13 protein-coding genes are annotated in these 12447 nt (G+C 71.3%); 1 reads left to right on the top strand and 12 read right to left on the bottom strand.

The features are described 5' to 3' along the window. Positions 1-2: 2 nt before the first annotated feature. Together ACK8N7_RS31385 and pyrR are read right to left on the bottom strand one after the other, a co-directional pair. Positions 3-1022 carry an aspartate carbamoyltransferase catalytic subunit gene (locus tag ACK8N7_RS31385; RefSeq protein WP_403212231.1) on the bottom strand — a complete coding sequence of 340 codons (1020 nt, stop codon included), beginning with the start codon at positions 1020-1022 and terminating at the stop codon, positions 3-5. Between the two features lie 97 nt (positions 1023-1119). Next, the gene (gene pyrR, locus ACK8N7_RS31380) at positions 1120-1704 is read right to left on the bottom strand and encodes a bifunctional pyr operon transcriptional regulator/uracil phosphoribosyltransferase PyrR (protein ID WP_018515203.1); all 585 of its coding nucleotides are present in this window, start codon (positions 1702-1704) and stop codon (positions 1120-1122) included. A gap of 221 nt (positions 1705-1925) precedes the next feature. Between pyrR and bldD the strand changes: the two genes are divergently transcribed. Next, complete coding sequence (gene bldD / locus ACK8N7_RS31375; RefSeq protein ID WP_006123181.1) at positions 1926-2426, top strand: transcriptional regulator BldD; 501 nt, start codon at positions 1926-1928, stop codon at positions 2424-2426. 217 nt (positions 2427-2643) lie between these two features. Here the strand turns inward: bldD and nusB are convergent, their stop codons facing one another. The 10 genes from nusB to ruvX form a co-directional block, all read right to left on the bottom strand. Beyond that, entirely contained in the window at positions 2644-3075 is a 432-nt protein-coding gene (gene nusB / locus ACK8N7_RS31370; RefSeq protein WP_015607359.1) for a transcription antitermination factor NusB, read from the bottom strand. 2 nt (positions 3076-3077) lie between these two features. Then, positions 3078-3644, bottom strand: coding sequence for an elongation factor P (gene efp, locus ACK8N7_RS31365; protein ID WP_015607360.1), 567 nt, complete (start codon positions 3642-3644; stop codon positions 3078-3080). A gap of 50 nt (positions 3645-3694) precedes the next feature. After that, positions 3695-4801 (bottom strand): M24 family metallopeptidase, encoded by a 1107-nt coding sequence (locus tag ACK8N7_RS31360; RefSeq protein WP_403212229.1) that lies wholly within the window; start codon positions 4799-4801, stop codon positions 3695-3697. Positions 4802-4889: 88 nt separating this feature from the next. After that, positions 4890-5726: a Pro-rich N-terminal domain-containing protein gene (locus ACK8N7_RS31355; protein WP_403212227.1), complete on the bottom strand. Its 837-nt coding sequence runs from the start codon at positions 5724-5726 to the stop codon at positions 4890-4892. Positions 5727-5856: 130 nt separating this feature from the next. After that, positions 5857-6297, bottom strand: a complete 441-nt coding sequence (aroQ, locus tag ACK8N7_RS31350; RefSeq protein WP_015607363.1) for a type II 3-dehydroquinate dehydratase — start codon at positions 6295-6297, stop codon at positions 5857-5859. Next, on the bottom strand, positions 6294-7931 hold the full coding sequence (gene aroB / locus ACK8N7_RS31345) for a 3-dehydroquinate synthase (protein WP_403212225.1): 1638 nt from the start codon (positions 7929-7931) through the stop codon (positions 6294-6296). Before aroB ends, aroQ begins: the two co-directional genes overlap by 4 nt. Further along, complete coding sequence (gene aroC, locus ACK8N7_RS31340; RefSeq protein WP_403212223.1) at positions 7928-9112, bottom strand: chorismate synthase; 1185 nt, start codon at positions 9110-9112, stop codon at positions 7928-7930. Before aroC ends, aroB begins: the two co-directional genes overlap by 4 nt. A 146-nt stretch (positions 9113-9258) precedes the next feature. Continuing rightward, positions 9259-10086: a shikimate dehydrogenase gene (locus tag ACK8N7_RS31335; RefSeq protein ID WP_403212221.1), complete on the bottom strand. Its 828-nt coding sequence runs from the start codon at positions 10084-10086 to the stop codon at positions 9259-9261. Next, positions 10083-11870, bottom strand: coding sequence for an endolytic transglycosylase MltG (gene mltG, locus ACK8N7_RS31330; RefSeq protein WP_500444648.1), 1788 nt, complete (start codon positions 11868-11870; stop codon positions 10083-10085). The genes ACK8N7_RS31335 and mltG overlap by 4 nt, the downstream gene beginning before the upstream one ends. Positions 11871-11971: 101 nt before the next feature. Beyond that, positions 11972-12445, bottom strand: a complete 474-nt coding sequence (ruvX, locus tag ACK8N7_RS31325; RefSeq protein ID WP_403212217.1) for a Holliday junction resolvase RuvX — start codon at positions 12443-12445, stop codon at positions 11972-11974. Positions 12446-12447 lie beyond the last annotated feature (2 nt).

Below are 12447 nucleotides of genomic sequence, written 5' to 3'. Positions count from 1 at the left end.
GGTTACTTGGTCTCCTCGGTACGGGCGGTGGCCTCGGTACGGGCGGGGCTCTCGGTACGAGTGGGGACTGACAGGGCGGTGTCGGAGCCGCCGAGCAGCAGGTAGAGGACGGCCATCCGGATGGAGACGCCGTTGGCGACCTGCTCGACGACCGTGCAGCGGTCGGAGTCGGCGACCTCGGCGGTGATCTCCATGCCGCGGACCATGGGCCCGGGGTGCATGACGATGGCGTGCTCGGGCATCTTCGCCATGCGCTGGCCGTCCAGGCCGTAGCGGCGGGAGTACTCGCGCTCGGTCGGGAAGTACGCGGCGTTCATCCGTTCGCGCTGCACACGCAGCATCATCACCGCATCGGACTTCGCCAGCACGTCGTCCAGGCTGTAGCTGACGTCGCAGGGCCACTGTTCGACGCCCACGGGCACCAGGGTGGGAGGGGCCACCAGGGTGACGTGCGCGCCCAGGGTGGTGAGCAGGTGGACGTTGGAGCGGGCGACGCGGCTGTGCAGGATGTCGCCGACGATGGTGATCCGGCGGCCGTCCAGGTCGCGGCCGAGGCCGGTGTCGGCGCCGACGAGCCGACGGCGCATGGTGAAGGCGTCGAGCAGTGCCTGGGTGGGGTGCTCGTGGGTGCCGTCGCCGGCGTTGACCACGGCCCCGTCGATCCAGCCGGAGGTGGCAAGCCGGTAGGGGGCGCCGGAGGCGCCGTGCCGGATGACGACGGCGTCGGCGCCCATCGCCTCCAGGGTGAGCGCGGTGTCCTTCAGGGACTCGCCCTTGGAGACGGAGGAGCCCTTGGCGGAGAAGTTGATGACGTCGGCGGAGAGCCGCTTGGCGGCGGCCTCGAAGGAGATACGGGTCCGGGTCGAGTCCTCGAAGAAGAGGTTGACGACGGTACGGCCGCGCAGGGTCGGAAGCTTCTTGATCGGCCGGTCCGCGACCCGGGCCATCTCCTCGGCGGTGTCGAGGATCAGGACGGCGTCGTCGCGGGTGAGGTCGGCGGCCGAGATGAGGTGGCGCTTCATCTGGGGTTCTCCGGTGGCTGGAGGGCGTGCGTTCAGGCGTGCGGGCGCGCGGGAGCAGCCGTACGGTCCCCCGGAAGGGCGTACGGGAGGGCTCGGGCTACTGCGCGTCCGCGGGAGCGGCCTGCTGGACGCCGAGCAGCACGGCGTCGCGGCCGTCCTCCTCGGCGAGCTGGACCTTGACCGTCTCCCGCAGCGACGTGGGGAGGTTCTTGCCGACGTAGTCGGCGCGGATCGGGAGTTCGCGGTGACCGCGGTCGACGAGGACCGCGAGCTGCACGGCGCGCGGGCGACCGATGTCGCCGAGCGCGTCGAGTGCGGCGCGGATCGTGCGGCCGGAGAAGAGCACGTCGTCGACCAGGACGACCAGCTTTCCCTCGATCCCCTCGCCGGGGATGTCGGTACGGGCCAGGGCCCGTGCGGGGCGCAGCCGCAGGTCGTCGCGGTACATGGTGATGTCGAGGGAGCCGACCGGCATCTTCCGGCCGGTGATCTCTTCGAGTTTGTCGGCGAGCCGGCGGGCTAGGAAGACGCCCCGCGTCGGAATGCCGAGCAGCACCACGTCGTCGGCGCCCTTGGCGCGTTCGACGATCTCGTGGGCGATACGGGTCAGAACACGGGCGATGTCGGGTGCCTCGAGAACGGGGCGTGCCGCGTTGCCGGTGTCGTCGTGCTGTGCGTCCATAAGAAACGGACCTCCTTCTCCGCCTCACGGGACGGACCTTAAAGGACGTCGAAATTACGTCATCCACGTTACCAGGGCTTGCGTACGGCCCTGGCCCCGCCCCCTGGAGGTGCCGGTCCGGACCATTCGGCTTGACGCATCCAAGTAACGCTGCGTAACCTCACAGTGAGTTACCAGCCACGCGGCGGAGCCGCACACTGTTCCAGCGTCCGGGGAGCCATATGTCCAGCGAATACGCAAAACAGCTCGGGGCCAAACTCCGTGCCATCCGCACCCAGCAGGGCCTCTCCCTCCACGGCGTGGAGGAGAAGTCACAGGGTCGCTGGAAGGCCGTCGTGGTCGGTTCGTACGAGCGCGGCGACCGTGCCGTGACCGTACAGCGCCTCGCCGAGCTGGCGGATTTCTACGGGGTCCCGGTGCAGGAGCTGCTGCCCGGTACGACTCCGGGCGGGGCCGCCGAGCCGCCGCCGAAGCTCGTCCTGGACCTGGAGCGCCTCGCCCATGTCCCGCCGGAGAAGGCCGGTCCGCTGCAGCGCTACGCGGCGACCATCCAGAGCCAGCGCGGTGACTACAACGGCAAGGTGCTCTCGATCCGCCAGGACGACCTGCGCACGCTCGCCGTGATCTACGACCAGTCGCCGTCCGTGCTCACGGAGCAGCTGATCAGCTGGGGCGTGCTGGACGCGGACGCGCGCCGCGCGGTCTCCCACGACGAGAGCTGAGACCTGCCGGGGTCCGGGCAGCCCGCCGCCGCGGACCCCACAGCAGAAACGTGCCGCCGGGCCGGCGGGAGCCTTCGGGTTCCCGCCGGCCCGGCGTTTTCGTCGCCCAGGACCTCGGACCGCGGACCTGTCGATGGACCGGGTACGCCGAAGGGCCCACGGTCGGCTGACCGTGGGCCCTTCGTGGCGTGCGGGCCGAGCGGCTCCGGCCAGGAGGTCACTGCTCCCGGCGGAGGTTCGGCTTGAGGTCCTTGAAACGGGCCAGCATGCCGTTCACGAACGACGGGGAGTCGTCGGTGGAGAACTCCTTGGCGAGCTGGACCGCCTCGTCGATCACCACGGCATCCGGGGTCTCGTCCATCCAGATCAGCTCGTACGCGCCGAGCCGGATGATGCTGCGGTCGACGACCGGCATGCGGTCGATCTCCCAGTCCACGGCATAGGTGACGATGAGGTCGTCGATCCGGTCCGCGTACTGCGCGTACCCCTCGACGAGCTCCATCGTGAATTCGCCCACCGGCGGCTGACGGTCGTCGGTCCGCGAGTGCCGGACCCAGTCCGCGAGGACGCTCTGCACGGACTCACCGCGCTGGTCGGCCTCGAAGAGGATCTGGAAGGCGCGCTTGCGGGCCTTGTTCCGAGCAGCCACGGTTAGCTGTTCACCCGGCCGAGGTAGTCGCCCGTGCGGGTGTCGACCTTGATCTTCTCGCCGGTGGTGATGAAGAGCGGCACGCCGATCTCGTAACCGGTCTCCAGGGTGGCGGGCTTGGTGCCACCGGTGGAGCGGTCGCCCTGGACGCCCGGGTCGGTGTGCTGGATGTTCAGCTCGACCGCGGCGGGCAGCTCGACGTAGAGCACCTCGCCCTCGTGCTGGGCGACGGAGGCGGTGAAGCCCTCGATCAGGAAGTTGGCGGCGTTGCCGACGGCCTTGCGGTCGACCATGAGCTGGTCGTACGTGTCCATGTCCATGAAGACGAAGTACTCGCCGTCCATGTACGAGAACTGCATGTCGCGGCGGTCAATGGTGGCCGTCTCGACCTTCACGCCGGCGTTGAACGTCTTGTCGACGACCTTGCCGGAGAGCACGTTCTTGAGCTTGGTGCGCACGAAGGCGGGGCCCTTGCCGGGCTTGACGTGCTGGAACTCGACGACGGACCAGAGCTGGCCTCCGTCGAGCTTGAGCACCAGGCCGTTCTTGAGGTCGTTCGTGGAAGCCACGGTTGCGGAATCTCCTGGACTGAAGCTGGTGGAACGACCGGGAACGCGCGCTAGAGCGCGAGCAGCTCCTTGGTCGTCATGGTGAGTAGCTCGGGTCCGCCGTCCGCCTCGGGGCGCACGACGAGCGTGTCATCGATCCGGACACCGCCCCGGCCCGGGAGGTGGACCCCCGGTTCGACGGTGACCGGCACACAAGCGTCCAGTTTACCCATGGCTGTCGGTGCCAGTTGCGGGTCCTCCTCGATTTCGAGCCCCACACCGTGCCCGGTCCTCGGCTGGAGGCCCTCTCCGTGTCCCGCGGACTCCAGCAGATGCCGGGCCGCACGGTCCACGTCGCGGTAGGCGGCGCCCGGCGCCAATGCCTCCCTCCCTGCCCTCTGAGCGGCGAAAACGAGGTCGTAGAGCTCGATCTGCCACTGGGCGGGGGCCGTGCCGATGACGAAGGTCCGGCCGATCTCGCACCGGTAGCCGTGGTAGCTGGCGCCCAGCCGGACGGAGAGGAAATCCCCCTCCTCCACCCTGCGGTCGGAGGGCCGGTGGCGTCCCTGGCCGGAGTTGGGGCCGGTGGCCACGGAGGTGGCGAAGGCGGGGCCGTCCGCCCCGTGGTCGACCAGGCGGCGTTCCAGCTCCAGCGCCAGATGGCGCTCGGTGCGGCCGACCAGGATCGATTCGAGGAGTTCGCCGAGGGCTTGGTCGGTGATCTCCGCGGCGATCCGCAGACAGCCGATCTCCTCCTCGTCCTTGACGATCCGCTGCTGCTCGACGGTGAAGCCCAGATCGGCCAGGCGCAGGCGCGGGGCGGCCTGCCCCATGGCACGGTGGCGGGCCACGGTCAGGTCGTGCTCCTCCACGGCGAGCGAATCGGCGCCCGAGGCGGCGGCGAGGCCGGCGGCGGCCACCACCGGGTCCTCGTCCGGGACGGGCAGGACATCGACCCGGAGGGCCTCGTCGGGCCGCCCGTGGCCGGACTCACCGGTCGGGGCGCGGGGGCAGAGCAGGACGGCCTCGCCGGGGCCGAGCAGCAGCACGGCGCCGGGAGGCGCTCCGCCCGCGAGATAGCGGACGTTGGCGGGGCGGGAGACCAGGGCGGCCGCGGACCCCGCGGCGGCGCACCGGTCGCGGAGCAGCCCGCGTCGGACGGCGTGCACCTCAGACATGCTCCGAGCGTACGAGCGGGGGCGGCTCCCCGCCCGGCCAGCGCAGCCGACCGGGGGGACGGGCACTGCGGCGCCGTGGCGGCGGTCGCTACCAGGCGGGCGGGGAGGCGATGGAGCGGGCGAGCACGTCGTCCAGGACCCGGGCGGTGGTCTCCACGTCGTACGTCGAGTTGTCGATGATCGGCAGGCCGGAGCCGTACCAGCCGGCCATCCGGCCGTGGATGCGGGCGACCTCCTCGTCGGAGAGCCTGCGGTTGCCGCTGCGGGCGGCGTTGCGCTCCAGGACGATCTCCAGGCCGGGCAGCAGCACGACGGGCAGCAGCCCGGGGCCCACATGGCGCTTCCAGCCGCCGAGGCCGACGACCGGGCGGTCGGGGAAGACGGCGTCGTCGAGGATGCAGGAGATGCCGTTGGCGAGGAAGTTACGGGCGGCGAAGCCGCAGGTGCGGCGGGCCAGCCGGTACTGGGCCTCGGAGTGGTCGTTCCAGCCGGCCTGCGGGTCCGCGAAGCCGGAGCAGACCCATTCGCGGACGTCGTCCAGGGAGACATGGGCGGTGGGGACCCGGCGGCGGGCCGCCCAGAGCCGGGCCACGGTGGTCTTGCCCGCGCCGGCCGGGCCGATCAGCAGCACGGCGAGCGTGGCGCTGCCGGTGCCGGGCTCGGCGGGGGGTGCGGGCAGCGGTACGGGGCCGCCCGGGGGCAGCTGGACGTACCCGGTGGCCTGGCCGCCGGCGGGCGGCGGCGTGGGCCCGGTGCCGCTCCAGCCGTGCTGGGGGGCCTGGCCGGGGGCCGGAGGCGGCGGGGGTATCGGGGGCGGGCCCGGCGGACCGGGGTGGCCGGGGTGCTGGGCCTGGTGCGACCAGCCCGCAGGCCCGTTACCGGGTCCTTGGGGCGGCGGCAGTGGGGCCCCCACTGCGTGCTGCATCCGGTGCCACTCCGTCTCGTAACTGCAACTGACGCTGATGGGACGGCCACCGTACCTTCCCGGGCCGTCTCAGGGTGAACGGCCCGGGAGGGTGCGAAGTGCCCGCCGGCCGCGCGGGCCGGTACGGGTGTCAGTCCGTCAGTTCGTCGGACAGGGCCCGCAGGGCGAGCCGGTAGGAGCCGATGCCGAACCCGGCGACGGTGCCGGTGGCCACCGGGGCGACCACCGAGGTGTGCCGGAACTCCTCGCGGGCGTACGGGTTGGAGATGTGCACCTCGATCAGCGGGGCGGTGCGCTGGGCCGCCGCGTCCCTCATCCCGTACGAGTAGTGCGTGAAGGCGCCCGGGTTGAGGACGACCGGAATCGAACCGTCCGCCGCCTCGTGGAGCCAGCGGATCAGTTCGCCCTCGTCGTTGGTCTCGCGTACGTCGACGTCGAAGCCGAGCTCCTTGCCGAGCGTGGTGCAGGTCTCGACGAGTCCGGCGTAGGAGGTGGCCCCGTAGACGTCGGGCTCGCGTGAGCCGAGCCGGCCGAGGTTGGGGCCGTTCAGGACGAAGACCCTGCGGGTCACGCGGAGACCTCCCCGTAGGCGGCGAGCAGCACGGCCGGGTCGGGGCCCTCCAGGACGGTGGGCTTGCCGAGGGCGTCCAGGACGATGAAGCGCAGCAGGTTGCCGCGGGACTTCTTGTCGACCTTCATGTTCTCCAGCAGCTTGGGCCACTGGTCGGCGCGGTAGGCGAGCGGCAGGCCCACCGACTCCAGGACCGTGCGGTGCCGGTCGGCGGTTGCGTCGTCCAGGCGTCCGGCGAGCCGGCCCAGCTCGGCGGCGAAGACCATGCCGATGGAGACGGCGGCGCCGTGGCGCCACTTGTAGCGCTCGTTCTTCTCGATGGCGTGGGCCAGGGTGTGGCCGTAGTTGAGGATCTCGCGGAGTCCGGACTCCTTGAGGTCGCTGGAGACGACCTCGGCCTTGACCCGGATGGACCGCTCGATCAGCTCGGCGGTGTGGGGTCCGGCCGGGGTGCGGGCGCCCTCGGGGTCGGCCTCGACGAGGTCGAGGATGACCGGGTCGGCGATGAAGCCGGCCTTGATGATCTCGGCCATGCCGGAGACGTAGTCGTGGACCGGCAGCGAGTCCAGCGCGGCGAGGTCGCAGAGCACCCCGGCAGGCGGGTGGAAGGCGCCGACGAGGTTCTTGCCCTCGGCGGTGTTGATGCCGGTCTTGCCGCCGACGGCCGCGTCGACCATGCCGAGCACGGTGGTGGGGATCGCGATCCAGCGCACCCCGCGCAGCCAGCTGGCCGCGACGAACCCGGCGACGTCCGTGGTGGCGCCGCCGCCGATGCCGACGATCACGTCGGTGCGGGTGAAGCCGGTCTGGCCGAGCGCCTTCCAGCAGTAGGCGGCGACCTCGACGGTCTTGGCCTCCTCCGCGTTCGGCAGCTGGATCGCGATGGCCTCGTACCCCTGGTCGGCGAGGTCCTGGCGGACCGCCTCACCGGTATCGGCGAGCGCCTCGGGGTGCAGGACGGCGACCCGCCGGGCGCGGTCGCCGATCAGCTGGGGCAGCTCGCCGAGGAGCTGGTGGCCGACGAGGACCTCGTACGGGTCGGAGCCCGCGGAGCCTGCGACCTGGATGCGGGTGGGGCCCTGCTGTGTCATGCCGGTGTTCTCCACGCCGGGGGCCGCTGCGCCCTCCGGCAGTTCCAGTGCGTCGATGATCGCCTGGGCGACCTCTTCGGGGGTGTTCTCGTCGGTGGCGACGACGGTGCGGGCGACCTCTTCGTAGAGGTGGCGGCGGGCGTCCATCAGTTCGCGCCACTGCCGGCGCGGGTTGACCGCGAGCAGCGGGCGGGCGGCGCCGAGACCGACGCGGCGGACGGCCTCGTCCACGTCCATGGAGAGGTAGACGACCGGCCGGTCCGCCAGCAGCTCCCTGGTCGCCCCGTCCAGGACGGCTCCGCCGCCGAGGGAGAGGACGCCCGCGTGCCCGGCGAGGGCCGCGGCGACGGCCCGGCGCTCCAGGGCGCGGAAGTGCTCCTCGCCCTCGTCGTAGAAGATCTCCGCGATCGGCTTGCCCGCCTCGGCGACGACGTCCGCGTCGGTGTCCCGGTAGGTGGTGCCGAGCCGGGCTGCGAGCAGTTCGCCGACGGTGGACTTGCCGACGCCCATCGGGCCGACGAGGACGACCAGGGGGCCGCTCATCGGATCTGGAGGTGGTCGAGGTACGACCGGACGTTGCGGGAGGTCTCGGGGACGCTGTCGCCGCCGAACTTCTCCGCGACCGCGTCGGCCAGGACCAGGGCGACCATCGCCTCCGCGACGATGCCCGCGGCCGGGACGGCACAGACGTCGGAGCGCTGGTGGTGGGCCTTGGTGGCCTCGCCGGTGACGACGTCGACGGTGGCCAGGGCGCGCGGCACGGTCGCGATGGGCTTCATCGCGGCGCGGACCCGCAGCAGCTCGCCGGTGGTGAGCCCGCCCTCGGTGCCGCCGGAGCGGCCGGAGGTGCGCCGGATGCCCTCGTCGGTGGCGACGATCTCGTCGTGCGCCTTCGAGCCGGGGACCCGGGCCAGCTCGAAGCCGTCGCCGACCTCGACGCCCTTGATGGCCTGGATGCCCATGAGCGCGGCGGCGAGCCGGGCGTCGAGGCGGCGGTCCCAGTGGACGTGCGAGCCGAGCCCGACGGGCACGCCGTACGCCAGCACCTCGACGACTCCGCCGAGGGTGTCGCCGTCCTTGTGGGCCTGGTCGATCTCGGCCACCATCGCCTTGGAGGCGTCGGCGTCCAGGCAGCGGACCGGGTCGGCGTCCAGCTTCGCCACGTCGGCGGGGACCGGGTAGACGCCGTAGGGCGCCTTCGCGGCCGCCAGCTCGACGACATGGCTGACGATCTCGATGCCCGCGGTCTCCTTGAGGTAGGAGCGGGCGACGGCCCCGAGGGCCACACGTGCGGCGGTCTCCCGGGCGCTGGCCCGCTCCAGGACCGGCCGGGCCTCGTCGAAGCCGTACTTCTGCATCCCCGCCAGGTCGGCGTGGCCGGGGCGGGGCCGGGTCAGCGGGGCGTTACGGGCCAGCTTGGCCAGCTCGTCGGGGTCGACCGGGTCGGCCGACATGACCTGCTCCCACTTGGGCCACTCGGTGTTGCCGACCATGACGGCGACCGGGGAGCCCATGGTGAGACCGTGCCGTACGCCGCCGAGGAAGGTGACCTCGTCCTGCTCGAACTTCATCCGCGCACCGCGGCCGTAGCCGAGCCGTCGCCGGGCGAGCGCCTCCGCCACCATCTCCGTGGTGACCGGGACGCCGGCGGGAAGACCCTCCAGCGTCGCCACCAGTGCGGGGCCGTGCGACTCCCCTGCGGTCAGCCAGCGCAACCTGCTCAACGGTGCTCCCTCATGCTCGCGCCTGAAAATCCGACGGCACGACCAGGTGCGCGGCCCCGGCCCGCCGCCGTCGATCCTCCCACGACTGTGCTCGGTGTCCGGCCGCCGGTCCAGGAACCGGACGCCTCTTCATCAGGTCGAACGTGTCAGCGGGCCGCGATCGCCGCTTCCCCGGCCTGCCGCATGGCCGCCAGCGGGGCCGGGCTCCGGCCTGTCATCTGTTCGACCTGGAGCAGCGCCTGATGCACAAGGAGGTCGAGTCCTCCGACGACGGAGCCGCCACGCGCCGTCCAGGCGGCGGCCAGCGCCGTCGGCCAGGGCTCGTACAGCACGTCGAAGAGGATGCCCGGATTCTGCGGTACGTCGGCGGCCACGGAGTCCGTCGTACCGGCCGGGGTCGTGGCGATGACGAGCGGTGCCTCCAGCGCGCGTGCGCCCTCGGCCCAGTCCGCGATCCGGACGTCCACGCCGAGGCGCTGTCCCCAGCCCCGCATCTCGTCGCCGCGTTCCCGGCTGCGTACGTAGGCGGTGACCGGTCCGGCGCAGATCACCGCGAGCGCGGCGAGGGCGGAGGAGGCGGTGGCACCGGCGCCGAGGACGGCGGCGGACTCGACCTTCTCGACCCCGCGCTCACGCAGGGCGGCGATCATGCCGGGGATGTCCGTGTTGTCGCCGACCCGTCGGCCGTCCTCGGTGAACACGACCGTGTTGACGGCCTCCACCGAGGCGGCGGTCGGGCTGATCTCGTCCAGCAGCGGGATGATCGCCCGCTTCAGCGGCATGGTCAGGGACAGCCCCGCCCAGGAGCGGTCCAGCCCCCCGACGAAGCCGGGCAGCGCCGCCTCGTCGACCTCGAACCGGTCGTAGGACCAGTCGTCGAGGCCGAGCTCGGCGTAGGCGGCGCGGTGCAGGACCGGGGAGAGGGAGTGGGCGACGGGCGAGCCGAGGACGGCGGCCCGGCGGGGCCCGTTCACTGGCCGGACTTCCCTTCTTCGTACTCGCGCCGGTTCTTCTCGTGCTCCTCGTTGGTCTCCGCGAAGACGGTCTTGTCCTCGTTGATGGAGACGAAGTAGTACCAGGGACCCGGAGTCGGATTCATGGCCGAGTGCAGAGCGTCCCCGCCCGGGTTGCTGATCGGGCCGGACGGCAGGCCGATGATCTTGTACGTGTTGTACGGATCGTTGATCTTCCGGAGATCGTCGACGGCTCCGATGTCCAGGGTGCTCTGACCCTTTATGTAGTTGACCGTGGAGTCGAATTCCAGCCGCCCGACGGTCTCCATGTTGCCGGGCTTGAGCCGGTTGTAGACGACTCGCGCCACCTTGTCGAAGTCGTGCTTGTACTTGCCCTCGACCTGCACGAGGCTGGCGACGGTGATGAGCTCCCACGGGCTCGTGAGGCCGAGCTTCTGGGCGCCGGCCGCCAGGTCGAGCTTGGCGTACTCCTTGTTGGCCCGGGTGACCATCCGCTTCAGCGCGTCCTCGGGCTTCGATCCCTTGGCGACGGGGTAGGCCGCCGGGTACAGGAAGCCCTCCAGCGGGTCCTTCACGTCCGGGTTGTCGTCGGCCCAGTCGGGCAGCCCCAGCGACTCCGCCTTGGCCTTGGCGATCTTCGCCGTGGAGCCCTTCTCGAGCCCCAGCCGTAGGTCGATCTTCTCGTAGACCTTGGCGTTACGGGTGCCCTCAGGGATCACCAGGAGGTTCTGGCTCTTGGAATCGAGCATCAGGGCGACCGCGCTGGACGCCGACATCTCCTTGTTGAGGAGGTAGACACCGGCCTGGAGCAACTTGCCCTTGGGGTTGCTGTTCTGCGCCGCGACAAAGGCGTCGGAGGACTTGACCACGCCCTTCTTGCGCAGAATGTTGGCGATGTCGTAGCCGAGGGCTCCCTCAGGGATCTCGACCTCGACCTGCTCGCCGGTACCCTCCCCCGCGAAGTCGGCCGGGGCGCCGAACTGCTTCTTCCAGAAGGTGTAGCCGACGTACGACACTCCGCCGAGGCCGCCGACCAGGACGAGGGAGACGACCAGGCAGGCGCAGCCGTTGCGGCTCTTTTTCTTCTTGCCCTTGCCGCCCCGCCGGTCGCTGCCGCCGCGGTCGCGGCGCGAGGAGCGCGAGGAGTCGTCGTCCGGGTCATCGTCGTCGTCGCGGGGCTCGCGGCCGACGGGTTCGTCGGAGCCGGTGAAGAAAGGATGCGTCTCTTCCTGCGGCTCGTCCGGATCCCAGTCCGTCGACGGCTTCTGCTGCTGCTCCGGCTGCTGGTGCCCGGCCTCGCGGCGGCCCGGCGGCTGCGGCGGAGGGTAGGCATCGGGCGTGCCGTAGTAGTCGTGCGATTCGCCGTATGCCGACTGCTGCTGGGCGTACGGGTCCTGGGGCTCGGCCCCGTACGGCATGGCGCTCTGCTGCCCGGTGTCCCAGCCGCCGTTGTACTGCGGCTGGGCGGATGGCTGCTGACCGTACGGGTCCTGCTGGGGCGTGCCGTACTGCTGGTGCTGCTGCGGCTGCTCGTACTGCTGGTGGTTCTGGTGCTGCTGGTTCTGGTCGTACGGCTGCTGCTGCGGGTACTGCTGATGGCTCTGCTGCTGGTGCTGCTGGTGGTTCTGCTGCTGGGCGTACGGGTCCTGCGGATAGGACTGCTGCTGGTCGCCGTACTGGCTCTGGCCGTGGGCGGCCTGCTGGCCTCCCCATCCCTGGTCCCCGTACAAGGGGTCCTCGGGATGCCACGGTTCGGAGCCGGGGCCCCGGCCATACTCAGTCATCGATCCCCTAGAGCCGCGAGACGACGTTCCGTCTCTTCGCTTCGCTGTGCGGTGTTTGTTCGAACCACCGACGCATCGCGCGGAACGTTACCGTATCGCGATCAGACAACCACTTCGACGCCCTCGCCCGGGGGATTGCCTGACGCCCGTTCGGACTCCAGAGCGTTCTGAAGGATCACCACAGCGGCAGCCTGGTCGATGACAGACCGGCCCTTCTTGGACTTCACGCCCGAGGCGCGCAGCCCCTGAGTGGCCGTCACTGTGGTCATCCTCTCGTCCATCAGACGCACCGGAACGGGTGCGATCGAACGGGCGAACGTCTGGGCGAAGTCGCGGACCTTGGCTGCCGCCGGGCCCTCGCCGCCGCCGAGGGAGCGCGGCAGGCCGAGGATGACCTCGATCGGCTCGTACTCCTCCACGATCTGGCCGAGCCGCCGGTGGGCGGCCGGGACATCGCGTCCCGGCACGGTCTCCACCGGCGTGGCCAGGATCCCGTCGGGGTCGCACGAGGCGACCCCGATCCGGGCGTCCCCGACGTCGACGGCGAGCCGTCGTCCGCGGCGCATCTGTGTCATAC

It is taken from the genome of Streptomyces griseobrunneus (genome assembly GCF_046713465.1).
Lineage (GTDB): Bacteria > Actinomycetota > Actinomycetes > Streptomycetales > Streptomycetaceae > Streptomyces > Streptomyces microflavus.
This window is presented reverse-complemented; position numbering and strand designations above follow the sequence as displayed.